Here is a 25,108-nt window from a genome sequence, read left to right as displayed (position 1 = left end):
GGTTCGTCCATGAGCGGGACGTGGTGTGACCGCCGGACCTGATCTCTTCACCGCTCCCTCACGCGGGGCACACTTGCGCACATAGGCAATAGACAGCCTTTGCCTTGGGGCGCCTGTCAACCGGTGTTGTCTGTCGGTACGTTCATGACTGCCCCCACTCCTCGTGGTGGCAGTCCCCAAACGTCACTTTGTCATGCACTCGACGTTTCTTCGCGTCCCGTCCGTCCCAGGGCAGGACGATCCCCCCATGGAGGAAGAACCGTGCAGCACATACGAACCTCCAGGTTCGGACAACGAGCCGGCGGCGCTCCCGCGCTGCTTTCCCTGCTCGCGCTCGTCACCGGCGGTCTGCTCGCCGCGGCCCCCACAGCCGCCGCCCAGCAGGCCGACGACCCCGCCTCCAACGTCAAGCAGGTGTGCGCGACGGCCAAGCCGGGCCAGATGCACTGCCTCGCCCTTGAACGTACGGACGTCAAGCAGCACAGAGGCATCACCGCCGACGCCGCCCCCTCCGGCCTCGGCCCCGCCGACCTGCAGAAGGCCTACAACCTGCCGGCCGACGGCGGTGCCGGCGCGACGGTGGCCATCGTCGACGCGCAGGACGACCCGAACGCGGAGTCGGACCTGGCCACCTACCGCTCGCAGTACGGGCTCCCCGCCTGCACCACCGCCAACGGCTGCTTCAAGAAGGTCGACCAGGACGGCGGCACCAACTACCCGACGGCGGACGCGGGTTGGGCCGGTGAGATCTCGCTCGACGTCGACATGGTCAGCGCCGCCTGCCCGCAGTGCCACATCCTGCTCGTCGAGGCCAAGTCCGCTAACATGGACGACCTCGGCGCCGCGGTGAACCGTGCCGTGACCCTGGGCGCGAAGTTCGTCTCCAACAGCTACGGCGGCGGCGAGGAATCCGCCGACACCGCCGCGGACAGCAAGTACTTCAACCACCCGGGCGTCGCGATCACCGTCTCCTCCGGTGACAGTGGCTACGGCGTCGAGTACCCGGCGGCCTCGCAGTACGTCACCGCCGTCGGCGGCACCTCGCTGAAGAAGGACAGCAGCACGCGCGGCTGGTCCGAGTCGGTGTGGGGCTCCAGCTCCGGTGGCAGCGGCGCCGGTTCCGGCTGCTCGGCGTACGACCCGAAGCCCTCCTGGCAGAAGGACACCGGCTGCGCCAAGCGGGCCGTCGCGGATGTCTCCGCGGTCGCCGACCCGGCCACCGGCCTTGCCGTGTACGACAGTTACCAGGCCAACGGCTGGAACGTCTACGGCGGCACCAGCGCCTCCTCGCCGATCATCGCGAGCGTGTACGCCCTCGCCGGCGCACCCGGCGCGAACTCCACTCCCTCGTCCTTCCCCTACGCCCACACCGGCTCGCTGAACGACGTCACCTCCGGCGCCAACGGCAGCTGCGGCGACTACCTGTGCAAGGCGGGCACGGGCTACGACGGCCCGACCGGCCTCGGCACCCCGAACGGCACCGCGGCCTTCAAGGGCTGACCCGGTTCCCCTGGGGGCCGTCGCATCGCGGCGGCCCCTTCGGCCGTTCTGGGCGTCACGGCAGCCAGTGGACCGGGGACGCCTGGCGGATGTGAACGAGTACGTCGAAGGCGTCGGCCAGGGAGTCGACCGCGAGGTACCCGGTGGCGTCGCGGGACGGGTCGTAGACGCCGCTGATGACACGGGCCTTCGCCGGGCCGTCCCATGGGCCGCGGACGGCGTCGAGACGCAGGTCCAGCCAGTGCGCGGGCAGCTCCACCTCCCCGAGCCGCGCGTCGATCAGGTCACCGGCCGGTTCCGGGACGGCGACGGAACCCAGGTCCCCGTGGTGGAAGCCGATGGCCACGGACACGTATCGGGCGCCGTAGCGCCCCCGCAGCACACTGCCGACGGTGGGCTGCGGACCGCGCTCGGGCGCCATGCCCAGAACGGTCTCGGCCGCCGACGTGTGCGCGATGCCGTCCCAGTAGACCGTACGCAGGCCGGTCCGACGCTGGAAGTCGCCGATGACATCGGCCCATTCACCGGCCTCGCCCGCGTAGTTTCCCCGACCGGCGACGCTGTGCTCATGGAAGTCCACGATCAGCCGCATCCGCGCCAGGACGTCGTCGTGCGCGCCGACGCCGGGCAGCGACCCGAGCAGCGCGAGCGCGTCGCGGGCATGCTCGGCGAAAGGGCGTCCCGGGTGGATTCCCCGGGCGCGCTGGACGTGCTCATCGGTCCGGTGAGCGGTCCGGATCGGGTCCAGGTGGGCCGCCAACTCCGCAAGGCGCTCGGGAGCCGACCCGCGGGCGTGGTCCAGGACGGCGTCGTAATCCTCCGGCCCCGCCTGAGCGGGCTTCACGCCGAAGATCCGTACGGGATCGTGCGGGTGGTCCCGGTTGAACTCCCTGATCCACTCAAGGGATACGGCCAGCTCGACGGTGCGCTGGGGGCGCCAGGCGTGGTCGAGCGCGGCCGCGGCCGAGCCCTCGCCGCCGAGCACGTACCGGTCGAGCTCGGCGCCGACACCGGCGCTGTCCTGTACGGCGAGTGCCCGGAACCCGTGGTGGCGGACCAGCCGGCGGAACAGCTGGTCGCGTACGCCGAAGGTCTCCCGGGAGAAGCGCGTGGACTCCCCGATGCCGACGATCGTCGCCGAGTGGGCGAGCCTGTCGGCCAGCTCGTCGAGCGAGGCGTCGGAGAGGGGAAGGGAAGGGAGGGAGGCCTGGGAAAGCGCGCTGTCGTTCGTCATGCCGCTCAGCCTGCGACCTGAAGTGCGATTGAGGTCAAGGGCTGTTGTGCCCCGGTGCCCGTGCGGCGTGAACGTCCGAGCCCCGAGGGGCAGTTGTGGGTGTGCTCCTGGCCTATTCCCGGACCTGGGAAACTGACCGGGTGGTCTATATCACCCCCCGTCAACCCCTCCCTACGGTGGCGTAGGTCACTTGCGTGGGTGAAAGATATGCACTCGTGGCAGACGATTCGAGATCATTCAGCAGCGGCACGTTCGGGTCGTACACGGCGATCGGCGACAGCTTCACGGAGGGCGTCGGCGACCCCGGCCCGGACGGGACGTTCGTCGGCTGGGCGGACCGGTTCGCCGTGCTACTCGCAGACCAGCGGCCGGAGGGGTCCTTCCGCTACGCCAACCTCGCGGTCCGGGGCAAGCTCCTCGACCAGATCGTCGAGGACCAGGTGCCCAGGGCCAAGGAGCTCGCGCCCGACCTGGTGAGCTTCTGCGCGGGAGGCAACGACATCATCCGGCCCGGCACGGACCCCGACGAGGTGGCCGAACGCTTCGAGCGGGCCCTCGCCGACCTGAAGCCGGCCGTCGGCACCGTCATGGTGACCACGGGCTTCGACACCCGGGGCGTTACGCTGCTCCGCCATCTGCGGGGCAAGATCGCCACGTACAACGGGCATGTGCGGGCCATCGCGGACCGCTACGACTGCCCGGTGCTCGACCTGTGGTCGCTCAAGTCCGTGCAGGACCGGCGGGCCTGGGACGGCGACCGGCTGCACCTCTCCGCCGAGGGGCACACCCGGGTCGCGCTGCGCGCCGCCCAGGTGCTCGGGCTCGACGTCCCGGCCGACCCGGACCAGCCGTGGCCCCCGCTGCCGCCGCGGGGCACCCTGGAGGTGCGGCGCGACGACATCCACTGGGCGCGCGAGTACCTGGTGCCGTGGATCGGTCGGCGACTGCGCGGCGAGTCCTCGGGCGACGAGGTCTCGGCCAAGCGCCCGGACCTGCTGCCGCTCTGACGAACCGTCAGGCCTGACGGACCGTCACTGAGCGGTGCTGTCAGGCCTGTTGGGTGACGTCGGCGATCAGCCGACCGGCCCCGACGGGCTGCGCCGGGGCCCGGCGGGGCCGGCTTTGTCGCGTTGGGCCGGTCAGCGGGCCAGCACCTTCGCCTCGGTTTGCGGGTCGAGGCCGACCCGGGGGCGGTCGGGGCGCTGGGGCGCGGTCCCGCCGATCGAGCCGAGCCAGGCCCAGGTGTCGGCGACCGTCTCCTCGACGGGGCGGCACCGCAACCCGGCTCCGACCGCCTTCGCCACCGCCGAGCCGTGGATCCTGTCGTGCTGTTCGCCCGGCGGTAGCCACACCGGCAGTTGCAGCCACGGCTCGATCCCGGCGGCGAGGATCGGCTCGGGGTCGGTCCAGCGCAGCACGGCCCGGTCGCCCGTGACCCGCACGCAGGCTTCGAGGAGCGTGCCCATGGTGGCGTGCCCCGGCGGACTCACGATGTTGTACGGGCCGCTGAGGCCGGCCTCGGCGGCGTCCAGGGTCCACTCCGCGAGATCGCGGCAGTCGATGTACTGGATGCCCAGATCGCGCGGGCCCGGGGCGAGCATGTCACCGCCGCGCGCGGCACGGTTCAGCCACCAGGGCAGCCGGCCGATGTTCTCCCACGGGCCGAGGATCAGCCCGGCACGCACCAACAGGGCCCGGTCCGCGCCGAATTCGCGGATCGCGGCCAGCTCGCCGCCGCGCTTGGCCTGCGGATAGGCCACCTCGCCCGCCTCGTCGGCGGAGCCGTCCACGAGCGGCCCGTCCTCGCCCGCGTCGGCCGGCGCCGTCTCGGGGTACACCGAGCGGCTCGACACGTACACGTACCGCCCGGCCCGTCCGGCGAGCAGCCGGGCCGCATCGCGGACGGCGGCCGGGGCGTGCGACCACGTGTCGACGACCATGTCCCACTCGCCGTCCGCGAGCGCCGCGAGACCTTCCGGGGCGGTGCGGTCGCCGTGCAGCGAGACCACCCCGGCAGGTGGTTCGTGCCGCCCCCGGTGGAAGACCGTCACCTCGTGCCCGCGCGCCAGCGCCGCCTCGGTGACGGCCCGGCCGACAAATTCCGTTCCACCCAGCATCAGCAGTCTCATGATCGCCACTCTGCCCGCTGGGGGAGGGGCGGGGAACGCTTGCTTGCTCTGGGCGTAATCCCGTGAACCGGGAACCTTCACCGTGCCCCGCGGCACAGTGAAGGTATTCGCCGGTACACGTTCAGCTTCCCGTCCCCTGGCGGTAAGCGCTCGGCCCACCACCTGCCGCACGATGACTCAGACGAGTTCGGGTTGCAGCTCCGGTTGCCGTGCCGGTGCGACCTGTGGCTCCCACAGTCTGGTCGTCCGTACGAAGCCGTAGATTACCGAGATCATCGCCAGCATGAGGAGGGGGCCGAACACCCACGGATGATCGGCCATCTCCACCGACAGATAGCGATAGGACACCAGGAGCGCGGCGAAAACGATCGTGCCGTAAGCGACCAGCTGGATTCCGGACCGGTCCCAGCCGCGTGCGAGCGAACGCAGAGCCGCCTCGATCGTGAGCGCGAACACCACGCCCGCGATGATGTCCGTGCCGTAGTGATAACCGAATCCCAGCGTCGCGCCGAGCGTGGCGATCAGCCAGAAAGCGCCCGCGAACCGCAGAATGAGCGGGCCCTTGCGGGAATGAATGAAGATGGTGGTGGCCCATGCCGTATGCAGGCTGGGCATGCAATTGCGCGGGGTGAATTCATTGAATCCCATGTGGTGCGGAGCACCACCGCCCGGCGGGGTGTTCGGCCACAGGTTGGCCACCGCGAAATGCCCGCCGTCGGCGCCGTAGGCGAAGATCGGCCCGACCACGGGGAAGATCATGTAGATGGCCGGCCCGAGAAGGCCGATCACCAGGAAGGTGCGCACCAGGTGGTGGGCCGGGAAGCGCCGCTCGGCCGCCACGTTGCGCAACTGGTACAGCGCGACGATGACCGCGGCCACGGCGAGCTGAATGTAGACGTAGTCGAGGACGTGCGCGCCGATCGAGCCGGTGGCGTTGACGATGCGGCCCGCCACCCAGGACGGGTCGCCCAGCGCGTGATCGGCGGTCGCCACGTACTGGTCGAGGACCGTCGGGCGGGTCTTCGACGTGATGAGCAGCCAGGTGTCGCCGGTCTTGCGGCCCGCCACCAGCAGGAGGCCGAGGCCGACGCCCTTCAGGAGCAGCATGCGTTCCCGGCCGGTGCGGCGCGTGACGGCGATGACGGCGCAGCCGAGCATCACCCACAACGCTCCGTTGCCGAACATCATCTTGGCGTCGATCGCCCACCGCACCAGAAAGAAGATGACGTCGATGCCGATCGCGGCACCGATGGCGATGAACCGTTCCCGCCAGGTGAGCACCACCATCATCAACGCCATACTGGCGTACAGCAGCGGTCCCGATTTCGGAGGGAGTATCACCTCTTTCGCCTGGTTGGTCATCGGCCCGGGCAGGCCGTAATGATGGGCGGCAATTTCCAGCGCGATGAGGAATCCGAGGGCCACCACTCCTGCCGCGGCCCACAGCATCACCCGGGGTTGACGCCATGCAACTGTAACTCTGCTATTTATTCGCGATATCAATGGTTTGGCCGATTTGTTTGGACGCCGATTTGTGAGACGTTGACTAAGCGAGTCACTCTTCGTGGTCGATTGCATGGTTTCCGTGAAGGGTGGACGCTGCGGGCGATCAATCTGAGTCGGATCATGTTATCGGAGGGGGGTGTGCGTGGGTTTCGCTGGTCTTGAGTGGCACCGTCGCCGGGCGATCCCGCGCGGCATCCCCGCAGAGCGCACGCGCTGCCGCGTGCCGGGCGAGAGGGAGTCCGGCGGTGGGAGCGGGGCTCCGGATGACCGTGTTCAGCGGGCTGCCGTCAACTCGGCGCGGTACACGGCCAGTTCGCGGGCCGCCACGTCTTCCGCCCCCGCCGGGGTGGCTGCCCGCGACAGCGAGCCCGGGTACGGGCTCATCGGCACGGCCGGTCCGTCGAGGAGGGCGGCCAGGCGCCATGCCGGGCCCGCGCAGCCGAACTCGCAGGCCGTCGCGCCCTCGGCTATGACCTCGGTCGGGGCGGTCTTCCAACGCGCGACCAGCCACTCCGCCGTCGAGTCCGTCGACTCCATCGAGAAGGGGTACAGGACAAGGGAGTTGCTCACGCCCGGCGAAGCGGCGACGTCTGGGATTCGCGCGGCGGCGACCCCGCGCGCCTCGATCTGCTCGACCGCGGCTCGCGGCATCTCCTCGCGCCACTCCGCCACGCCCAACCGCACTCTGGCCATGGGCCGACCCTACACATGGGCGTACGTGCTCGACTGTCACGGCCGGTAGACGGTGCCCGGCTCCGCGGTGCCGGGCGCGAGCAGCTGCGGGACGGTCACGAAGGTGTATCCGCGCTTCTTGAGCTCGTCGATGATGCCGGGGACGGCGGGCACGGTGCCGTCGTAGATGTCGTGCAGCAGGATGATGCCGTCGCGGCCTGCCTGGTCGAGTATCCGCTTTCGGATGACGGCGCTGTCGGTGGTCGCGTAATCCTTGGCGGTGGCGCTCCACAGGACCTGGGAGAGGCCGAGCTCCTTGGTGACGTCTTTGACCTCGCCGTCGGTGCGGCCCTGAGGCGGGCGCATCAGCGTCGGCTCGTGGCCGGTCAGAGCCTTGATCGCCTGCTGGGTGCGGCCCAGTTCGGTGCGGATCTCGGACGGCTTCAGCTGATCGAGGCGGCGGTGCGTCCAGGTGTGGTTGGCGATCTCGTGGCCCTCGGCGGCGGCCCCGCGGACGGTGTCCGGGTGGGTGTCCACGTGGTTCTTGCCGAGCAGGAAGAAGGTGGCGCGGACCTTCTTCTCCTTGAGGATGTCCAGGAGTTGAGGCGTGTGCGGCCCTGGCCCGGCGTCGAAGGTCAGGGCGATGCACTTGGCCTTGGCGCAGTCCACGGGGTTCGCGGTACCGGCGGCCTTGAGGTGTGCCTCGGCGTGGGTGGACTTGACGTCGGCCTGCCCGCGCGCCTCCTTGGGGGAGGTGGAGTCCTGGCCGCAGCCGGTCAGGGCCAAGGACAGTGCGGCGGCCGCGACCAGGTATGCGGCGGCCCGGGACCGGATGCGCCGCGAGCTGTTCTTGGACAGGCGTGAGCTGTTTTTGAGCATGGCGGTGCTCTCCTCGACGGTGGGATTCCCGTTCGCGACGACCTTCTGCTGAGGATCTCCGCCGGACTATACGCTAGGTGTATACATCGAGTGCATAGTTAGGTGGGAGGCGGCCGGAATGGGATGGGCGCCCCCGGGGCGGGGGCGAGCCGGACCTGTCCGGGCCTGCGGGGATGCGCGGGAGACGCTGCGGAGCCGGGCCCATCAGCGGCACGTACCACCGGACCCTTCCGTGATCACGGGCAGCGTCGCGGCGGCGAGCGCGTAGGCGGCCTCGCGCGGCGGTCGTCCCGTAGGCCTGATGCGCGGGCAGCCGCTGGACGCGCCGCGCATCAGGCGGTGTAGGACGAGGTGGCCGCGGCGGCCGGTGACGTGATCGGTCCAGGAGGGCACGACGAGAGGAACGGGCATGCGGCACACCCCAACGGAACGACGAGTCAGTACGGGAGCCCGTTGAGGTCGGCCCCGTCAGGCCAGGGGTCGCCCGCCACCCGGGCGTGCAGATGCTCGTCGTGCCAGCCGTCGGCGTGCAGCAGGGCGCTGCGCATCGTGCCCTCCAGGGCGAACCCGGCCCGCTGCGCCACCCGGCACGAGGCCGGGTTCCCCACCGAGTGGCAGATCCGCAACCGGTGCAGCCCGAGCTCCTCCAGCGCCCACCGGCTGACCCGCAGCGTGGCGTCGAGGACGGCGCCCCTGCCCCGGCCGGACGGAAGCAGCCAGTACAGGAACTCCGCGCTGCCGCCCCGCAGATCGAGATCGCCGAGCCCGATCAGGCCCACCGCCTGGTCGTCCTCGCGCCGCGAGATCGCCCAGATCGCCGAGGCCTCCTCGGTCCAGCGCTGCCCCCAGCGGGCGATCTTCTCGCGGGCGGTGTCCGGCGTCAGCGCCTCGGGGCGGTTCCACTTCACGATCTCCGGATCCAGGCACGAGGCCACCAGAACGTTCGCGTCGGACTCCCGCCAGGGGCGCAGCTCACGTCCGCCGGGCAGGACGAAGGAGGGCTGCTGCTGCCGGGCCATCCGGCCGGCGGGCACCACGGGAGGTATCGGAGTGATCATCCCCGCATCATGGCAGGCGCCGCCGGGCGGCTCCGGGGAATCCGGCCGCCCATATCCACGTTCCACAGCCATGACGGCATTCGAGGCACCCCAGGAAGCGCTCCTGAAACTGGTCGCCGAGCAGGACGGCGGCGTCCTGGTCACCCTGAAACGGGACGGGCGGCCCCAGCTCTCCAACGTGAACCACGCCTACTACCCGGACGAGGGCGTCATCAAGGTCTCGCTCACCGACGACCGGGCCAAGACCAGGAACCTGCGCCGTGACCCCCGCGCGAGCTATCACGTGACCAGCGAGGACCGCTGGGCGTGGACGGTGGCCGAGGGCACCGCCGACCTGACGCCGGTCGCCGCCGACCCGTACGACGAGACGGTCGAGGAACTGGTCGCCCTGTACCGGGAAGTGCGCGGCGAGCACCCCGACTGGGACGAGTACCGCAACGTCATGGTCCGTGACCGGCGCCTCGTGCTGCGGCTGCGCGTGGAGCGGGCGTACGGCCAGCCGCGCCAGGGCGGGGCCTGACCGGTCCCGCGGCCGCGGGCCGGCCGGGGGCCCGGCCGGCCCGCGGCCGCCCGTGACGCTCCCAGCACAGCGGCCGCAACAGTCGCACAATATGGAAATACCCCGAGCCCCAGGAGGTGCCGTGACCGGCCCTGGTTCCCTGCTTCCCCTTCGTTCGAGACTCCGTGAGCTGCGGCCCGACGCGTTCGGCGCCGACCCGGCGGGGGAGCGGATGGCTCGCATCCGCCGCTCGCCGAACTTCGCGGACGGCGTGTTCCAGAACCCCGAGGGCGCGCGGACCCGGCCATCGGGCTCGACCCTGGAGTTCGCGAAGCAGTTCTTCGCGAAGGAGCAGCGCGTACGCCGCGCCCCCACCGGCACCATCCCGGTCCACCCGACCACCCTCGCCGACATCGCGAAGCCGCCGCCCACCGGGCTGCGGCTCACCTGGATGGGCCATTCGAGCGTGCTCGCCGAGATCGACGGGCGGCGGGTCCTCTTCGACCCGGTGTGGGGCGAGCGCTGCTCCCCCTTCGCCTTCGCCGGACCCAAGCGGCTGCACCCCGTCCCGCTGCCGCTGGCCGCGCTGGGTCCGGTGGACGTCGTCGTCATCTCCCACGACCACTACGACCACCTCGACCTGCCCACCATCCGCGCCCTGGCCGGAACCGGCACGGTGTTCGCGGTGCCGCTCGGCGTCGGCGCCCACCTGGAACACTGGGGCGTGCCCGCCGACCGCCTCCACGAGCTGGACTGGAACGAGTCCGTCAAGGTCAACGGGCTCGCCCTCACCGCGACCCCGGCCCGCCACTTCTGCGGCCGCGGCCTGCGCAACCAGCAGCACACCCTGTGGGCGTCCTGGGCGGTGGCCGGCCCCGAGCACCGGATCTACCACAGCGGTGACACGGGCTACTTCGGCGGCTTCAAGGACATCGGCGCGGAGCACGGCCCGTTCGACGCCACGATGATCCAGATCGGTGCCTACAGCGAATTCTGGCCCGACATTCACATGACTCCGGCCGAGGGCCTGCGCGCTCACCTCGACCTCCAGGGCGGCAGGCCGCACGGCGTGATCATGCCGATCCACTGGGGAACCTTCAACCTCGCCCCGCACGCGTGGGCCGAACCCGGTGAGTGGACCCTGGACGCAGCACAGGAAGTTGGGCAGGCCGTAGCGACTCCTCGGCCCGGCGAGCCTTTTGAGCCCGCTGGGGAGGTGCCGGCCGAGGCTTGGTGGCGAGCGGTGTCGGCGCCGATTGCCCATCCTTGGCGCAGCGCTGCCCGCGCGCTCACCCCACGGGCTACCACTTCAGAGGCCGACCTTGACCTTGTTGGGGATAGGTGACGTCGCGCCATGAGCGGTCTCGATGAGGTGGCGCGGTTATGGAACGACATGACCAGTGAGGAGCGTGACCGGCTCGTACGAACGGTTGATGGTCCGCCCAGACCTACAGCGAACGAGCGGTGTCAGCAGTTCACACCCTTGCCTGTTACAACAGGGCCGTCGCGCATCGTTGTTCGCACTCGGTTCGTGGGGCCGCAAGACGCAGCGCTATGCGACGAGTGAAGGTCGAGGAATGAAAGATCAGTAGAGTCGCGTGTTGGCCCGGTCTGCGAAGATGGCTCCATGGACGAGGAAGCCATCCCCATTCTTCGCGTCGAGGACGCTGCGGCGGCGGTCGCGTGGTACGAGCGACTTGGCTTCGCCAAGCAGTGGGAACACCGCTTCGAACCGGGGCTTCCCACGTTCGTCGAGGTCGCCCGGGGCGGGGTGCGGTTGTTCTTGTCGGAGCACAAGGGCGACGCCCGCCCCGACACGTTGGTCTACCTCCGCGTTCGCGATGTCGAGGCCATCGCCTCCGAGTTCGGTGTGCAGGCGAAGGACGCTCCGTGGGCGCGTGAGATCGAGCTGCGTGACCCTGACGGCAACCGGTTGCGGATCGGCACGCCGACGGAATGACACTCGCCGGCAGTGCGCGGCAGGGAAGTGGCTGAGCGAGTACGCGTCCGCGAGATCGATGACGACGAGGGGCAGCGCCTGCTGCGGATCATCCGCAGAGGCAGCGGGTCGGTGGTGACCCTGGCGGCGGGCCCAGATGGTGCTGCTGGCGGCGCAGGGCATGCCCGTGGCGAAGATCGTCGAGGTGACGTTCACCAGCCCCGATCGGGTCCGGGATGTGATCCACAACTTCCATACCGACGGCTTCGATTCGCTCTACCCGAAGTACAAGGGCGGCCGGCCCAGGACCTTCACGCTGCCCGAGCGCCGGGAGATCAAGAAGATCGCCAAGTCCAAGCCGGCTGAGCACGGCCTGCCCTTTTCGGCCTGGAGCCTGGCCAAGCTGGCCGACTTTCTGGTCGCCGAGGGGGTGGTCGACGACATCAGCCACGAGGGCCTTCGGGTCCTGCTCCGCGAGGAGGGCGTGTCCTTTCAACGCATAGAGACCTGGAAGACCTCCCACGAACCCGGACTATGCCGCCAAGAAGGCCCGCGCCGAGCACCTCTACGCGATCGCCGACGGCGAGGTCATACCCGAAAAGGCGAACCCGAAGTCATCTTCTGCCTGGACGAGTTCGGCCCGCTCAACCTCCAGCCCCACCCCGGACGGCAGTGGGCCGAGCGCGGCGGACGACACAAGGACCCCGACCGCGAGCCCCGGCCCCGACGGCGGGCGACCTGCACCCGCCCGCACGGGGTCCGGCACCTCTTCGCCGCCTACGACCTGGGCAAGGACAAGCTCTACGGCCTGAGTTGAGGCGCTACGACAGCAGGACCCTGGGAGTTGAGCTGCAAGGGCGGGAGGTTGTGCGTGGCGATGTGGGATACGTGGAAGAGGTCATCGACCGAGTGATCTACGAGGCAGGCCAGGAGGGAGGGAAACTCCGATTGGGACCCACCACGGCGTGGCTTTCTCGGATCCTGCTCAACCGGGACGATCTATGGTGTCTGGTCTTCCGTAACGGGTCCGGATCCCGCTCATACCTGATCGCGGACCTCGGTCAGATCCAGACGTTGCTCGATGATGTGAACCGGTAGAACGCAGAAAGGCATCCAAGGCGCGCGGTGGTGGCGTGCCTTGGATGCCTCTGCGCTTGACGAACAGGGGGCGTTACGCCTTCACGGTGCTTCCTCAGCAGTATGGCGACACTCGGCGTGTTATCGGACGGTTTGTAAGTATTGCGTATTAAGTTCCGTGGTCGTAAGGAATCGATCTATCACGGGTCGCATCCAGTCACTCCAACGGAGATGAAATGAACGAGCTTCGCAAGGCGGCCGTCCTGGTCGTTGCCCTCGGCAGCTTCGGAATGCTGGCCGCTGGCACGGCGCAGGCGCACGACGGGGAGAAGGGCGGCGACCGCTTCGGCATCGGGCAGAGCAGCAACTGCCGGTCGCACGACCTGAACGTGGACGTCCTCGGCCAGGTCGGCATCCTCAACGGCCTGCTGGGCAACGCGCTCAACGGCGAGGGCAACCCGGGTGCCCAGAACACCCACATGGGTTCGAGCATGGGCTGCAACAACAGCGCCCTAGACAAGTGAGCGCAGACGCCTGCCTAAGTGGATCACGGACGAGTACGACCAGTAGGTGGATGACGCCGCCGAGCACCAGGCGCGCGCGAATCTCCTTGGGAACGAGTCCGAAAGGGCGTTAGCAGTAGAGCGCCTTAGGGCGGCTGCAGCGGCTGCCGTGGCTGATCGTTAAACGCAGAAGGGCCCCCAAGCCGCGTCGATGTGACGTGGCTTGGGGGCTTCTGTGGTTTTGAATGACCTGGTGTTACTCGGTGGGCGTGGCCTCCAGTCCGGCAGTGGCGGTCTTGGTGTCCTCGGTCCGCTGGACTGATTCACCGGTACCTAGCCTCGATCTTTCGTGACGGCCCACCAGTTGAACTGATGAGCCGTCACGAAAGATCGAGGCTAGACCTGATTTCGCGACCCGTCGGGGACAGGAGTCGGCTTTCCAGACCACAGTGTGTGGTTGGAGCCGAGCCTGCCCTGCGCCCGGAACCAACCGCCTGAAAGACAGACAGGGTGTGGGTTCCGTTGAGTAACTTCGGTTGGGCTGCCGCAGCAGCCTCCGTAGTGGGCGCGATCTTCTGGATTCTCAATTACCTGCTGGAGCAGGTGCCTTCCTTCTCTCGCCGCGCTTCTGCGGCAGCGCTCGCCGTCATCAACGCTCTGGCGGAGATACGTCAGGCCTGGCAGAAGCTGTCACAGAAGTGACGGCCCTTCTATGGGGTCTCGTACCTCAAGCCGCCGGGACCTTGAGCGCGGCCCACTGGCGCGGACCGGGCCATCCATCGCAATACTCGGGAGCGTCGCCGAGCTTGCGCTGCCACAGGCGGAACGAGTCCCGGTCGGCGCTTGTCCACTGCGGTCCCGGGCCATCGGAGTGGGCCGAGCAGCCTTCGGCACCAAGCGCTGACCCATGGCGGTAACCAGCTCGGAGCGCTGTGGAACCGTGCAGGCCCGGGAAATGCGGCGTAGCCGCTCGGGGTGCCACCGTCGCTCGGGATGTCGGACGTGCTTGCCTCGTGCCCGAAGTACACGACGCCCTTGCGGCCCTTCCACGCCGGGTCAGCCACAACCACGCCCTCGGGGAAGGCGGCGAGGAACCGTTCCGGGTTCGATAGGGGCTCGATCATTTGAGGGGATCGAGTCATGGCACGCCCTTTCCCTTGCCCCCCTTGAGCTGCGCAAACGAGCGGTCCGCATGGTCGCCGAGGTCCGGCCGGAGTACGACACCGAGTGGTCCGCGATGAAGGCGGTCGCCGCCAAGCTGGGGATCGGGACGACCGAGACGCTGCGCAAGTGGGTCCGCCAGGACCAGACCGACGACGGGTCCCGGCCGGGAACGGCCAGGGAGGAGTCCGCGCAGATCAAAGCGATGAAGAGGGAGATCGCCGAACTCAAGCGGGCGAACGAGATCCTGAAGGCCGCCGCGAGTTTCTTCGCGGCCGAGGTCGACCGGCCACACACACGCTCGTAGCGTTCATCGACGAGCACCGGGACCGCTTCGGCGGTGTCGAGCCGATCTGCCACGTGCTCAACCAGCACGGTTGCAAGATCGCCCCCTCCACCTACTACGCAGTCAAGAAACGCCAGTCGGCGCCCTCACCGCGATCGGTGCGGGACGAGGAACTCAAGGGACAGATCAAGGAGGTCTACGAGGCCAACTACCGCGTCTGTGGTGCGAGGAAGGTCTGGCGCCAGCTCAACCGCCAGACCGAGTTGCCCCGCCGCTTCCATCTCCTGCGCCATCGCGACGTGTCCGGGATCTCTGGCACCGGTGTGGTCGCCCGCGGCGTCCGCCGGCCCGACGGGAGCGCGTCAGTGCGCTGGCTCGGCGACAAGCCGTCGTCGGTGCACTGGGACAGCTTCGAGGACGCCGAGCACGTCCACGGACACGGCGGCGCCACCGAGATCGTGTGGGACGACCCAGCCGAACAGGGAGGGCCGAAGTGATCGCGAACCGCGTAGGCGCCACGGCTCGACCGCGGGTGTACGCCTCCACTACAGAGACCAGCGACGGCGACCTCGACCTCATCGCAATCGAGTAAGCCCTCAACGGCGAACCCGTGAACCTCACCCGCGCCGAGAAGATCCACGCCGCCAAGATCCTCGACAGCCACGGCGCCACCCTGAAGACCATCGGCGAACGCATCGGCTCCGACCCGACCACTGTCCAAGGATGGAAGAGCAACGGGTGGAAGCCCGGCGGTACCCACCCCAAGAGACGTGTTCGTGCCCTACGGCCCGCCCCGGTCTCGGTGAACCCCGCATGTACCGCCGCCACCTGAAGAACGGCGAACCCTGCGACATCTGCCGCGCGGCCAATGCCGCGGCTGACCGCCGCTATCGCCTCACCGGCAGTCGTGCGCCGATGGAGCAGCCGTCGTGAGCTACCTCTACCTCGGCGCGTACATCGCACTCGTCTCGATCGCCACGGCGCTCCTCGCCGTCGACCTCAACCCACCCCGGAAGGACCACCGATGACCCGTCGTGAGCCCACGATCTACAACCGCGCCCTCATGATCCATTGCCCGCGCTGCGGCTGCGTGCCTGGCGCCCCGTGCCTGAACACCCGCGGCGGCCGACTCAAGGAGAACCGCGTCCACGTGGCCCGCGCCCGCCGTACCGCGAGCGCGAGGCGGCCCGCAAGCTGCGGGAGGCGCAGCGATGACCGACACCAGCCCGGCCGCCGAGCCCGCTCACATCGAGACCAGGAGATGTACGTCGTGAATCGACTCGAACGCGCCCGCATGGTGCTGCTGTTCCTCACCGGGCTGCTGCTTCTCGCCGTGGCGTGCGTCTACGCCCAAGCCGCTGTGTGGCCCGTGGCCGGCCTGTTGGGGGTGGGGGGTGGTGGGTGTGCGGCGACGCCGCCCTGAACGTCGAGGAGAAGCCAGGGAGCTGCACGCTGCGTGCGTCCGGCTGGCACGGCAGGACCTCGACGCCCGCGGCCTTGACGGGGAGGTGTGGTGACCCGCCCCGCGCTCGCGCTCATCGTCACCCACGTCGTCGCCGCTGCCATCCTCGGCTCACTCGCCGCCGACGCAGCCGACCACGCCCGGCACGACACCGCCGCGCTGTTGCTCCTCGCCGCGCTGTGCGCCTACGTCGCCGCCGTACGGGAGTTCATCCACGCCGGCACCATCCGCCGTCTCCTGCGGGACGCGCCGCCGCACTCCGGGCCCATCGACATGAGCGACGCGGTCCTCGCGGTGGCCCGGGCGGGTGAGTGCCGCGAGGCGTGGTGGCCGAGCTGCGGCCGGGCGCACACGTCCGACTGCCGGACGCAGGAAGGGAGTGAGCCGTGAGCGTCTGCCTGTGCTCCGACGATCCGGACGAGGAGTGTCCGGGTGCCCGTCCTCGTGCCTGTGCCGGGACGTGGTCGACGACGACGAGGACGAGGACGAGTACGACGGGCCGCCGCCGCGCCCCATCACCACTGTGCCTACTGGGAGTTACCTGTGACCGACCGCATTCCGCTGGACTCACTGACCAGTGACCAGCTCGACGTCCTGTACGCCGAGCTCGACCGGCTGGCCGCGAGCGTCCCGCTCGTCTGCGCCAGCGACCGCCACGCCGCGAAGGTGCGCGGTCTGGAGGCCGAACGCGACCGGCTGCGCACAACCCTCGACGAGATCCTCCGGCGCTTCATGCACAAGGGGCACCCCGGCGAGCCCTGCCTCGGCGTCGGCTGGATCAGCGAGCGGACCGTCGCCCACTGGCGCGCCACCCTCTATCCACCGAAGGAGAACTGATCATGGCCGACCTCACCCCAGCCCCGGAACAGATCGCGATCATCTGCGCATGGCTCACCGCCACGGCATAGACCCGCGCGACGTGCCCTGCAACAGCGAGCTCGTCACCGTCTCCGGCCCCGACGGCTCACGCACCATCCGGTACACGGCGTACGTCCGCGCCGGTGACGGTCTGATCAGCGCCAGCCAGCAGGGCCACCCTCGCATCACGCAGCGTGAGGTGCCGCTCGTCATGGCGGAGACGCTGCCCGATTGGATCGCCGCCCACACGGCGTGAGCTGTGCATGCGCGAGCCCCCGCCCCACGCTGGCAGGGGCTGACGCGTGCGCAGCGCCTCTCCTCCACGGGCCGTCCCTATCGCGTCCCATGCCCAAGCTCCCCTAACGCCATGTCCGCCGGTCAGTTAGCGAGGTGTTAGCGCCATTCGGAAGCCTCACCCGCACGTCTTCGCCCCACCCTCACAAGCTGGGCCAACGCCCAACTGGAAATCTGCCAGCCACAGGAAGTGATGCGATGCATCCCCACGACAAGGCCCCGACACCCAGCAGCAAGCGGCCCGACCAAGCCCCCCGGGCTCATCGGACCCCTGGTGGTAGTGCCCCAATGGGCCTCCTCGCACTCCAGGCGAGTGCTGGCAACGCGGCCGTGGTGCAAATGCTTCGCGCGGCCGGTCACCACTGGGCCCAGCCAGAACAGCATCAGCACGGAGCTGGCTGCGGCCACCAACAATCAGCCGAGCAGCCCCCCGTGCAGCGTTCCGCCGTCCATGACGTCCTGCGCACCGACGGTCGCCCCTTGGACAGCACCACCCGCGCGGACATGGAATCCCGGCTCGGTGCCGACTTCGGCGATGTCCGCATCCACAACGACAGTGCCGCGCGGGCGTCAGCCGCAGAGGTTGGCGCCCGCGCGTACACCTCTGGCAACCACGTCGTCATTGGCGAAGGCGGTGCCGACAAGCACACCCTTGCTCACGAACTCACTCACGTCATCCAGCAACGCCAAGGCCCCGTAGCCGGCACCGACAACGGCTCGGGGCTGAAGGTCTCCGATCCCACAGACCACTTCGAACGCGAGGCTGAAGCCAATGCGACGCGGGTCATGAATGCGCCGCCGGGGCACAGCGACGTGGGTGGAGAGCCTCGGGATGCTCCGGCGTCGGCGAGAGCCGTCACCGAGGAACCCCATGTTCAGCGCGTCACTAAGCTCTACAGCAGGGCTGAGTCTCAGCAGGACAGGTCTCAGGATCCCCAGTTCCGCGGCGAAGAGATCACTAACGTGTCACACACCCGCGAAAGCATCAGCCCAAGAATTAAAAACATTATGGAGACCTACGGCGATGGATCGGGTCAGGGGGTTTACAACCATCATGTCCCTCACTCTGCAATCGTCAATAGGATCGTGGCCGGCTTGAATTTCAAGTCGCGAGACCAAATTGTCGGAACCCTGAATCAGGCGAGTGCAACCCTCAGTCAGATCGAGGCCGTCCCTGCGAACGAATTCGGCCAAAACCCTTGGGCGAGCAGGGTAAGCTTCGACACTTGGGTGGACGAAAAAATATGCAACATCGCCGACTGGCCCGCTAACCTCTTCCGGTGGCAGAACACGGGAGACCGTGGAGGCACAGCAATTGACGAGCCGATCAACCCGACCCCCGCGTTGAGCAGCCGCCTGGATGCCGCCCGGACCGGACTCAGGAATGCAGGTCTCCTCTGAGTTCCGATAGAAGGAAGGGCGATCCGGCTACCCGCGGTCGATCAAGCATCCAAGAACGAAGCGCCCACTCCGTGGAGGGTGGGCGCTCACGCGTATCGAGTTACAGCCAGCCAAGGGGCGGATACGCGACCCCGTCGGGGAACGCCCCCGATGCTTCCTTGTAAGCCCGCTCAGCCATGCACCCGGCCTGGTGCGCCGCCGCGGCCGGCACGCCCCCGCGGAGGAGCCTGGCCTTGACGAGCCACCGCAACTCGTTTGCGCGGCGCGACACCTTCCCCTTGATCCGGGCCGGTTCCCGGTTGCCCTGCTGCCGCACTGACCTCTTGGCGTTGTCACGCGGCGTGCCAGCCTCGTTGTGGAGCGGCGCCTCGTTCCAGATCGCTGCCGACTCCGCCTCGCACGCCTTGTGCCGGGTGGGCCACCATGTCACCTCGCGGCGTGCCACGTTGGGCCACCACGGCTTGCCCCTGCGGTGAGCAGCGAACCGGGCGGGCGGGTCCTTGGTCACACCGACGTAGAGCATCCGGTCGGCGCTGTCGTACAGGCGGTAGAGAGCCGTGGCGCTGCCGCGCTCAACTCCCGTCGGTGGTCGGGTCGTCTGGCCGATCACTGGCTCCATCGCTCTCCTTGGATGCTGCCTTAGGACGATCGGCCCATGACCCGGAGTGCCCGCGCAGGATGTCTTGGACGGTGCCGAGGGACACGCTGATCTCGGCTGCGATGTTGCGGTACGACATGCCGTACGTCGACAACACCCCGGGCGCCGATCTGTTCGACGAGGTCACCTCACTCATCGAGTGCTACATCGCCCGCGAGGACGGCGACGACCCCGGCGAAGGCATCGCCTGGATCCCACCCGCCCGTGCGGCCGCCGCGTGCAGGGCAGAGGCGCAGCGCTGGCAGACCATCGCCGACCGCAGCTGACCCCCTCCGACCGGCCGGGCCCGCCGCTTCCCCTCCGATGAGCCCGGCCCCCTTCGTTCCTGGAGCTACGCCGTGCGCACCCGCCACCGAGACCCGCATCCGACAGGTACCTCACACCATCGACGACGAGACCGTCCTTGTCGACGAGCCGTACAACGTCCTCGTGCCCCAGCCGCCCGCCGACTGGGACCGCATCGTCCTCAACGCCGTCACCGCGGCGGCCGGCCTCCTCGTCACCGCGTCCGTGGTCTGGTCGACCGCGAGCATCGGCGACCTCCTGACCTCCGTCACCATCGCCGCGGCGGCGTACGGCGCAGCCAGTGTCTTCGACCTCGCATGGATCATGTGCATGGCGGTCGAGTGGCTGGCCCGCTACGACACTCGCCGCGCCAAGCTCCCGCGCCAGGCTGGCCATTGGGCGCTCGCTATCGCCATGGCCGCGGTCGGCGTTCACGGCTGGTTCGCCGGACAGACCGCCATCGGCATCATCGGCGTGTGTGTGTCCGGCATCGCCAAGGGTGCATGGACCGTCGTCCTGCGCCACCACGCCAAGCCACTGGACCCGCGCACTCAGCAGTGGGTCGACGCGCAGCGCGCCAAGGCCGGCGGCCGCCTCGCGATGACCGCGGTGCGCCGTGAACTCCAGCGCACGCAGGCCGCGATCGAGGCCGAGCGGATCGCGCTCCGGACGAATCCGGATGCGGATCCGGACGGCGAGGAGGAGTCCACGGATGGTCCGGTCGGGGTGGTCCTGCCGATGCAGCCCGGCCGCATGAGCGTTGCGGATGCCGTCCGGACGGCCGTGTCCCATGGGATCCACGGATCCGGAACGCGTCCTCGCGTACGTCCGCGAGGCGGCTGACCCGGGCGCCCGGCCGGACACCGTGGATCGCTACCTGCGGGCGCAGCGGAGGCGGACGTCGTGATCCTCGCGCTCATCGGCTTCCCCACCGTGGCGATCATCGCCGCCCTCGGTCTCGCCCTCGGCACCTACCGCGACGACGTCCCCCACCGCACCCTCGTACACGCCGTACTGCTCGTCGCCGCGTCCTGCGTCATCACCGGCGCCCTGTGCCTCGCCCTCACCTGGCGCGGGTGGTAGCGCCGTGACCCACCTCGAACTCGGTGATGTCGCCGACGGCTGGCACCGGTGCTCGCCCTCGGCCTCACCACCCCCACCGCAGCCCACCTCACCGACGCAGCCGCCGCGCTCCTCGTCGTCGCCGCCTGGCACGCCGGCCACTACCGGTCAGCCGCCACGCTCGCCGCGACCACGGTGAGAACCGCCGCCGTCTCGGCCTACCTCCTGTGAGTCCCGCTATGCCCGACAGCCCGATCATCCCGACGCGGATCATTCCGCCTGGGGTACACATCCCGGTGCCGCTCCCGGCCGTGCAGCGGGCCAAAAAGTGGCCCGCTGCACCATTGAGCGCCTCATGTGCGAGATCGGTATCGCCGGCGCAGTCCGCGGCAAGAAGGTCATCACGACCATGCCGGACCCGGCCGGGGCCAGGGCCCCGGACCTGCTCGACCGGGAGTTCGTCGCACCGGCGCCGAACCGGACTGGGTTGCGGACTTCACGCACGTCGCCGCCTGGGCGGGCGTCGTCTACGTCGCCTTCGTCGTGGACACGTTCTCCCGTCGCATCGTCGGCTGATCCGCGTGGCTGTCAAGACAGACCCAACTCGTCCTGGATGCCTTGGGCATGAGCCTGCGGCAGCGTGACCGAGACGGACGTTCGCCCGTTGCCGGCGAGTTGGTCCACCACTCCGATGCCGGGTCGCAATACACGTCATTTCGCCTCGCCGAACACCTCGACGCAGCGCAGATCGCGGCCTCGATCGGGTCGGTCGGCGACGCCTATGACAATGCGCTGATGGAGTCGACGATCGGCCTATTGAAGACCGAGGTCATCAAGCCGCAGCGACCGTGGAAGACGCTCTCGCATGTCGAACTGGCCACCACGGAACGGATCGACTGGTACAACCACCGCCGACTCCACGGTGAAAAAGGGGCACATCCCGCCCGTCGAATGCGAAGCCAACTACTACCGATCAACCGCGAAACCCCAGGTCACAGCCAACATCTGAGATCTCTGTCGAGCCCGGAACGGTTCACCGGCTGTCGCGCCGGTTCCCGTGGGGGAGCTGGATCTGGCGGGAGAGCGGTGAGAGGCGGGCCCCCGGGCGCCCGACGCGCTACAGAATGACCTGGTCCGGCCCGGCCTCCAGCCTGGCGATCGCCGCCCGGCAGGCCGCGGTGAAGGACCAGAACGTCTGATTGGTGCTGGCGGCGCACCCGTTCCGGGTGAAGGTGCCGAACATGCTCTTGCGCAGCTCCGTCGTCAGCTCCAGTTGGCCGCCCATGCCGAGCATGGTGCGGTTGCAGATGTTGTCGGGGCTGTCGCCGCCGAGCGCCGGATTGGACGCCCCGTCGATGGTCTGGAAGCCCGCGCCGCTCAGCTCCTCGGTGAGGTAGCGCTTGAAGGTCGCGTTGCGGCCGCCGATGACGACCGCCTCGGGCCGGCCGGCGGGGGCGTCGGCGGTGGCGGCCGTACAGCCGTGCAGGCTCAGGACGTTGAGGTTGCTCGCCGCCATGGACAGGGCGACATGGTCGTTGCAGTGCGCCGCCGTGACGTGCAGTTCGGAGTTGTTCGACGACCTGATGGCCTCGAACATCCAGTAGTCGTAGGCGGGCCCGTCGGCGGGCATGGCAGCCAGGGTGGCGGGGTGGTATCCGGCGACGCCCAGACACAGCTCGGACGTTCCCACTTCAATGCCGCCGCCGTGCATGGCCATGATCATCGTGCGGTTGTAGGGGTACTTCTGCGCCGTGCTGTTGTCGGACATCGCGTGCCGCTTGTACCGACGCGCGTAGTCGGTGCCCTCGCCGTTGGGCAGCCGGGTGTAGAGGTCGGTGCTGGAGCTGTACATGTCGGCGTTCGTGGCGGCCCGGGCGACTCCGGCGCCCCACGAGGCGGAAATGAGCGGGGCGGCCGAGGCGGCGGCCAGGGCGGACAGTACGCGGCGTCTGCTGGCGTACGGAGTCTCCATGGCAGATTCCCTTCGTTGGAGGCGGCGGCCTTGCCGGCCAGGATTTCGCGGACAGGAGAGGCAGGCGCCACCCGGCCCCACATCAACGCCGGGGATCATAACCGGCATGCGTGCGGATGACCTGCGTGTGCAGGATGAGGCGGGTCAACTCACCTACAGAAGCTGCCAGTTGGCGAATTTCGGGGTACCGGGGGTCGGGCCGAGCCCCGGCCGAGTGGCGCGGCATGATGGGGGCGGCATACGTCGAGTGCCACCAGCACCCGCACACCCTGGCTGCCCGCGGCCTGACGGAGGCGATGTCTGGCACGTTGACCCCGGTGGGCACTCCGGGTGGGGGACCGGCGATGGTGCTGTCGTTGTCGGCGGCCTGGCGATCTAGGGCGCGTGGCCCCCAGGGCCCGAGCCATCAACTCGCCGCGCCGAAAAGGGCCGTCAACCCGACGATCAGCCCACCGTACGCCACCAGAATCAACAACACACACAGGAGCAGCAGCCACCCGGTCACGATGGCCAGCAGGGCGAGGCCGCGGTCCCGGCCTCCCAGGCGCTTGCCCCGGATGCGGCCGATGTGCCCCATCGGGATGGCGACGATGCCGAACACGGCCATGAAGAACGTGTAGTACTGCCCCCACCACAACCAGAACATCGGTGTCGCGAACATCGCGACAATCAGGCTGACCCCCAGGGCGGCCGACCAGAAGGCGATCCGGGCAGGCGTATTGCGGCGGACTTCCGCGGTCGGCGCGGTGGTCTCCTGAGTGCTGCTGGTCACGGCGGATCTCCCCCTGTCAGATCCACCCACCCTAACCGGCTGACCTGCGCGGAACGCCCCCTCGGCGGTCCTGCCCGGGCGACCTCGGGGTTCCGTCGAGACGAAGGGGGCTTCGCTGGTGCCGGGCAGCGTCAGGGAGTGGGGGCCCGACAACGACTGCCGAACCAGACCCCGCGTCGGCCGTTCGTCACGGGGGGATCCCGTCGTCCCAGGCCAGAGGGGGGCCGGGACAAGGACGGCCGAGGCGACGGTCAACCGTCACCGTCGCCCGGCTCGTCCGCCTGCTGCGGCACGCCGAGTGTTACTGGGACGCCACCCCCGGCCGGCTGCGGCTCGCCCGCACTGTCTGCTCCCTGCTGGGCGCCGCACTGCTCGCGCTCCTGGCGGTCACCGCCACCGGCCTGTCCAGCACCTGTTCCCCTGCCAGCGGGAGGCCGCTGAGAAGACCGTCGAGGCGTACGCCGTCTACCAGAAGGACGACCGCACCTTCCGCCGGCGCCCTCCTCCTGGCGGCCCTGCTCCTTGCGCTGGGCCTGCGGCCGAGGCTCGCGGAGTTCCGCCGAGGCAGTGCCAACTGCGGTATGCATTCTGGCAGTTGCTGAAGTCTCACCGGGGTACCACGAAGGGGCGGACTGCCCGCCGGAGCAGTCCGCCCCTCAGGGCACTCGGTGCAGCTAGCAGGACGCCTTGCTGCCGTGGTTGGCCTTCTTCTTGCGGCGGTCCCTCTTCTTGCGGGCGCGCTTCGACATGCGGCGGTGCTCCTTCAGGTGCTGTTGTTGCGGCAGGTGGTGTTCTTCAGGCGGTGTGGCCGGTGAGCTGGGACGCGAGCTTGTTGAGGCGCTGCAGGGAGCGGTTCTCGGTGGCGGCGGGGGCCGGGTCGACGCGCTGGTCGCGGTCGTAGTAGGCGCCGTTGACGATCTCGACGGCCGGGTCGCAGAGGCGCGCCACGTGGGCTGCGCCCTCGGCGGGCGTGGCACCTTCGTGTGCGTACAGCGGGAGCAGTGCGGTGTCGCAGATGCCGGGGTGGATGGAGACGGCGGTAACGCGCGGGTCGGCGGCGAAGACGGTCAGGGCGAGCTGGGACTGGGCGTAGGCGGCGAGGCGGGAGTAGCGGCGGACCCGGTTGGGGTCGCTCCACTGGATGTTGCCGGTGCGGTGCAGGGTGGAGGAGACGTTGACGACGCGGCCGCCGGGGTCGCTGGTGAGCGCCGGTTCCAGGAGGCAGGTCAGCAGGTGGTGGGCGAGGAAGTTGACCTGGAAGGCGACCTCGTTGCCGTCGGCTGTGAGGGTGTGCCGTTCGGGGGCTGCCATGCCGGCGTTGTTGACGAGGACGTCCAGGCGCGGGTGGGTCTCGATGACCCGGTGGGCCATGGCCTCGACCTCGTCGAGGTGGGTGAAGTCGGATGCGATGGCGCAGAGTTGGGCCGTCTCGATGTCGGTGGTGGTGGCGATGAGCGCGTCGACGGCGGCCTGGGCCTCTTCGGCGGTGCGGCCGTGGACGAGAACCGTCGCACCCTGTTGGGCGAGCCTGCGGGCGGTCTCGAAACCGATCCCCGCGGTGGCGCCGGTGACCAGGACGGTGCTGCCGGAAAGCGATGTGGAAGGCATGTGAAATCCCAAGTGATGGCATGACGGGGCTGCGCGCCTGGGGCGGGCTGGTCATGCGGGAACGAGAGCGCGCGTACGCCGTCGCGGCGTGGGACCGGCGACGGCGTACGGCGTCAGGGAGGCGCGGCTCTAGAAAGCCGGCATACGAACAGCGCGCACAGTCGGCCGCACCGGATTCGGTGGCCGGTCGTCGTGCCGCAGGCCGCTGTTCATGCCCTCCATCCAACTGGCCCCCGGGCGGCGGCTCAAGAGGACCGGCCCGTCCCTAACGAGGTTCTGATGCTCTCTGCCTC

The 25,108-nt window shown here is 69.3% G+C and carries 33 protein-coding genes and 2 pseudogenes; 22 read left to right on the top strand and 13 right to left on the bottom strand.

Translation table 11 applies throughout. The features are described 5' to 3' along the window. The first annotated feature begins 261 nt into the window (after positions 1-261). Positions 262-1,500, top strand: coding sequence for a S53 family peptidase (locus tag ACWC2B_RS06780; protein WP_450715361.1), 1,239 nt, complete (start codon positions 262-264; stop codon positions 1,498-1,500). Positions 1,501-1,555: 55 nt separating this feature from the next. Here the strand turns inward: ACWC2B_RS06780 and ACWC2B_RS06775 are convergent, their stop codons facing one another. Further along, complete coding sequence (locus ACWC2B_RS06775; protein WP_450715360.1) at positions 1,556-2,734, bottom strand: erythromycin esterase family protein; 1,179 nt, start codon at positions 2,732-2,734, stop codon at positions 1,556-1,558. 215 nt (positions 2,735-2,949) lie between these two features. Between ACWC2B_RS06775 and ACWC2B_RS06770 the strand changes: the two genes are divergently transcribed. Further along, the gene (locus ACWC2B_RS06770) at positions 2,950-3,741 is read left to right on the top strand and encodes an SGNH/GDSL hydrolase family protein (protein WP_053724115.1); all 792 of its coding nucleotides are present in this window, start codon (positions 2,950-2,952) and stop codon (positions 3,739-3,741) included. Between the two features lie 132 nt (positions 3,742-3,873). Here the strand turns inward: ACWC2B_RS06770 and ACWC2B_RS06765 are convergent, their stop codons facing one another. The 6 genes from ACWC2B_RS06765 to ACWC2B_RS06740 all read right to left on the bottom strand — a co-directional run bounded on the left by ACWC2B_RS06765 (position 3,874) and on the right by ACWC2B_RS06740 (position 8,978). Then, on the bottom strand, positions 3,874-4,851 hold the full coding sequence (locus tag ACWC2B_RS06765) for an NAD-dependent epimerase/dehydratase family protein (RefSeq protein ID WP_450715565.1): 978 nt from the start codon (positions 4,849-4,851) through the stop codon (positions 3,874-3,876). 189 nt (positions 4,852-5,040) lie between these two features. Continuing rightward, on the bottom strand, positions 5,041-6,312 hold the full coding sequence (locus tag ACWC2B_RS06760) for a phosphatase PAP2 family protein (protein WP_450715359.1): 1,272 nt from the start codon (positions 6,310-6,312) through the stop codon (positions 5,041-5,043). A gap of 330 nt (positions 6,313-6,642) precedes the next feature. Continuing rightward, positions 6,643-7,062, bottom strand: coding sequence for a hypothetical protein (locus tag ACWC2B_RS06755; protein ID WP_450715358.1), 420 nt, complete (start codon positions 7,060-7,062; stop codon positions 6,643-6,645). Between the two features lie 36 nt (positions 7,063-7,098). Continuing rightward, complete coding sequence (locus tag ACWC2B_RS06750) at positions 7,099-7,920, bottom strand: polysaccharide deacetylase family protein (protein WP_450715357.1); 822 nt, start codon at positions 7,918-7,920, stop codon at positions 7,099-7,101. 204 nt (positions 7,921-8,124) lie between these two features. After that, positions 8,125-8,331, bottom strand: a complete 207-nt coding sequence (locus tag ACWC2B_RS06745; protein WP_450715356.1) for a hypothetical protein — start codon at positions 8,329-8,331, stop codon at positions 8,125-8,127. 26 nt (positions 8,332-8,357) lie between these two features. Next, positions 8,358-8,978: a GNAT family N-acetyltransferase gene (locus ACWC2B_RS06740; RefSeq protein WP_450715355.1), complete on the bottom strand. Its 621-nt coding sequence runs from the start codon at positions 8,976-8,978 to the stop codon at positions 8,358-8,360. A gap of 70 nt (positions 8,979-9,048) precedes the next feature. On the opposite strand from ACWC2B_RS06740, the gene ACWC2B_RS06735 reads away from it, so the two are divergent. The 6 genes and pseudogenes from ACWC2B_RS06735 to ACWC2B_RS06710 all read left to right on the top strand — a co-directional run bounded on the left by ACWC2B_RS06735 (position 9,049) and on the right by ACWC2B_RS06710 (position 13,698). After that, entirely contained in the window at positions 9,049-9,498 is a 450-nt protein-coding gene (locus tag ACWC2B_RS06735; RefSeq protein ID WP_450715354.1) for a PPOX class F420-dependent oxidoreductase, read from the top strand. 121 nt (positions 9,499-9,619) lie between these two features. Further along, positions 9,620-10,822 (top strand): MBL fold metallo-hydrolase, encoded by a 1,203-nt coding sequence (locus ACWC2B_RS06730; protein ID WP_450715353.1) that lies wholly within the window; start codon positions 9,620-9,622, stop codon positions 10,820-10,822. A gap of 282 nt (positions 10,823-11,104) precedes the next feature. Beyond that, the gene (locus ACWC2B_RS06725) at positions 11,105-11,437 is read left to right on the top strand and encodes a glyoxalase superfamily protein (protein WP_450715352.1); all 333 of its coding nucleotides are present in this window, start codon (positions 11,105-11,107) and stop codon (positions 11,435-11,437) included. Between the two features lie 27 nt (positions 11,438-11,464). Beyond that, positions 11,465-12,224, top strand: a pseudogene (locus ACWC2B_RS06720) (helix-turn-helix domain-containing protein); the annotation flags it as partial. Positions 12,225-12,729: 505 nt separating this feature from the next. After that, complete coding sequence (locus ACWC2B_RS06715) at positions 12,730-13,017, top strand: hypothetical protein (protein WP_450715351.1); 288 nt, start codon at positions 12,730-12,732, stop codon at positions 13,015-13,017. Between the two features lie 540 nt (positions 13,018-13,557). After that, positions 13,558-13,698: a hypothetical protein gene (locus ACWC2B_RS06710; RefSeq protein ID WP_450715350.1), complete on the top strand. Its 141-nt coding sequence runs from the start codon at positions 13,558-13,560 to the stop codon at positions 13,696-13,698. Positions 13,699-13,723: 25 nt separating this feature from the next. On the opposite strand, the gene ACWC2B_RS06705 is transcribed toward ACWC2B_RS06710, so the two are convergent. Next, the gene (locus tag ACWC2B_RS06705; RefSeq protein ID WP_450715349.1) at positions 13,724-13,978 is read right to left on the bottom strand and encodes a peptidoglycan-binding protein; all 255 of its coding nucleotides are present in this window, start codon (positions 13,976-13,978) and stop codon (positions 13,724-13,726) included. Between the two features lie 210 nt (positions 13,979-14,188). On the opposite strand from ACWC2B_RS06705, the gene ACWC2B_RS06700 reads away from it, so the two are divergent. The 9 genes and pseudogenes from ACWC2B_RS06700 to ACWC2B_RS06660 form a co-directional block, all read left to right on the top strand. Further along, complete coding sequence (locus ACWC2B_RS06700; protein WP_450715348.1) at positions 14,189-14,464, top strand: transposase; 276 nt, start codon at positions 14,189-14,191, stop codon at positions 14,462-14,464. Between the two features lie 53 nt (positions 14,465-14,517). Further along, complete coding sequence (locus ACWC2B_RS06695) at positions 14,518-14,940, top strand: IS3 family transposase (protein WP_450715347.1); 423 nt, start codon at positions 14,518-14,520, stop codon at positions 14,938-14,940. Between the two features lie 113 nt (positions 14,941-15,053). Then, complete coding sequence (locus ACWC2B_RS06690) at positions 15,054-15,275, top strand: hypothetical protein (protein ID WP_450715346.1); 222 nt, start codon at positions 15,054-15,056, stop codon at positions 15,273-15,275. A 438-nt stretch (positions 15,276-15,713) separates the two neighbouring features. After that, positions 15,714-15,866 carry a hypothetical protein gene (locus ACWC2B_RS06685; protein WP_450715345.1) on the top strand — a complete coding sequence of 51 codons (153 nt, stop codon included), beginning with the start codon at positions 15,714-15,716 and terminating at the stop codon, positions 15,864-15,866. A gap of 90 nt (positions 15,867-15,956) precedes the next feature. Then, positions 15,957-16,295, top strand: coding sequence for a hypothetical protein (locus ACWC2B_RS06680; protein WP_450715344.1), 339 nt, complete (start codon positions 15,957-15,959; stop codon positions 16,293-16,295). Between the two features lie 10 nt (positions 16,296-16,305). Beyond that, positions 16,306-16,452 (top strand): hypothetical protein, encoded by a 147-nt coding sequence (locus tag ACWC2B_RS06675; RefSeq protein WP_450715343.1) that lies wholly within the window; start codon positions 16,306-16,308, stop codon positions 16,450-16,452. After that, positions 16,449-16,742 carry a hypothetical protein gene (locus ACWC2B_RS06670; RefSeq protein WP_450715342.1) on the top strand — a complete coding sequence of 98 codons (294 nt, stop codon included), beginning with the start codon at positions 16,449-16,451 and terminating at the stop codon, positions 16,740-16,742. The genes ACWC2B_RS06675 and ACWC2B_RS06670 overlap by 4 nt, the downstream gene beginning before the upstream one ends. Positions 16,743-16,791: 49 nt before the next feature. Then, positions 16,792-17,019 carry a hypothetical protein gene (locus ACWC2B_RS06665; RefSeq protein WP_450715341.1) on the top strand — a complete coding sequence of 76 codons (228 nt, stop codon included), beginning with the start codon at positions 16,792-16,794 and terminating at the stop codon, positions 17,017-17,019. 236 nt (positions 17,020-17,255) lie between these two features. Next, positions 17,256-17,942, top strand: a pseudogene (locus ACWC2B_RS06660) (eCIS core domain-containing protein); the annotation flags it as partial. Positions 17,943-18,558: 616 nt separating this feature from the next. On the opposite strand, the gene ACWC2B_RS06655 reads toward ACWC2B_RS06660, so the two are convergent. Then, on the bottom strand, positions 18,559-19,077 hold the full coding sequence (locus ACWC2B_RS06655; protein ID WP_450715340.1) for a GIY-YIG nuclease family protein: 519 nt from the start codon (positions 19,075-19,077) through the stop codon (positions 18,559-18,561). Positions 19,078-19,148: 71 nt separating this feature from the next. Between ACWC2B_RS06655 and ACWC2B_RS06650 the strand changes: the two genes are divergently transcribed. The 5 genes from ACWC2B_RS06650 to ACWC2B_RS06630 all read left to right on the top strand — a co-directional run bounded on the left by ACWC2B_RS06650 (position 19,149) and on the right by ACWC2B_RS06630 (position 21,591). After that, positions 19,149-19,382: a hypothetical protein gene (locus tag ACWC2B_RS06650; protein ID WP_450715339.1), complete on the top strand. Its 234-nt coding sequence runs from the start codon at positions 19,149-19,151 to the stop codon at positions 19,380-19,382. A gap of 37 nt (positions 19,383-19,419) precedes the next feature. Beyond that, positions 19,420-20,244 carry a protein transporter Sec31 gene (locus ACWC2B_RS06645; protein WP_450715338.1) on the top strand — a complete coding sequence of 275 codons (825 nt, stop codon included), beginning with the start codon at positions 19,420-19,422 and terminating at the stop codon, positions 20,242-20,244. 60 nt (positions 20,245-20,304) lie between these two features. Next, positions 20,305-20,484, top strand: coding sequence for a hypothetical protein (locus ACWC2B_RS06640; RefSeq protein ID WP_450715337.1), 180 nt, complete (start codon positions 20,305-20,307; stop codon positions 20,482-20,484). 48 nt (positions 20,485-20,532) lie between these two features. Beyond that, complete coding sequence (locus tag ACWC2B_RS06635) at positions 20,533-20,694, top strand: hypothetical protein (protein WP_450715336.1); 162 nt, start codon at positions 20,533-20,535, stop codon at positions 20,692-20,694. A gap of 393 nt (positions 20,695-21,087) precedes the next feature. Beyond that, on the top strand, positions 21,088-21,591 hold the full coding sequence (locus tag ACWC2B_RS06630) for an integrase core domain-containing protein (RefSeq protein ID WP_450715335.1): 504 nt from the start codon (positions 21,088-21,090) through the stop codon (positions 21,589-21,591). On the opposite strand, the gene ACWC2B_RS06625 is transcribed toward ACWC2B_RS06630, so the two are convergent. The 4 genes from ACWC2B_RS06625 to ACWC2B_RS06610 form a co-directional block, all read right to left on the bottom strand. Further along, positions 21,581-22,435, bottom strand: coding sequence for a poly-gamma-glutamate hydrolase family protein (locus tag ACWC2B_RS06625; protein ID WP_450715334.1), 855 nt, complete (start codon positions 22,433-22,435; stop codon positions 21,581-21,583). The genes ACWC2B_RS06630 and ACWC2B_RS06625 overlap by 11 nt on opposite strands. A 406-nt stretch (positions 22,436-22,841) precedes the next feature. Beyond that, positions 22,842-23,207: a DUF4190 domain-containing protein gene (locus tag ACWC2B_RS06620; protein WP_450715333.1), complete on the bottom strand. Its 366-nt coding sequence runs from the start codon at positions 23,205-23,207 to the stop codon at positions 22,842-22,844. Between the two features lie 674 nt (positions 23,208-23,881). Continuing rightward, entirely contained in the window at positions 23,882-23,956 is a 75-nt protein-coding gene (locus tag ACWC2B_RS06615; RefSeq protein WP_373300991.1) for a 50S ribosomal protein bL37, read from the bottom strand. Between the two features lie 46 nt (positions 23,957-24,002). Beyond that, positions 24,003-24,815 carry an SDR family NAD(P)-dependent oxidoreductase gene (locus ACWC2B_RS06610; protein WP_450715332.1) on the bottom strand — a complete coding sequence of 271 codons (813 nt, stop codon included), beginning with the start codon at positions 24,813-24,815 and terminating at the stop codon, positions 24,003-24,005. Positions 24,816-25,108: the final 293 nt, after the last annotated feature.

This window comes from Streptomyces sp. NPDC001415, assembly GCF_053597395.1.
This window is presented reverse-complemented; position numbering and strand designations above follow the sequence as displayed.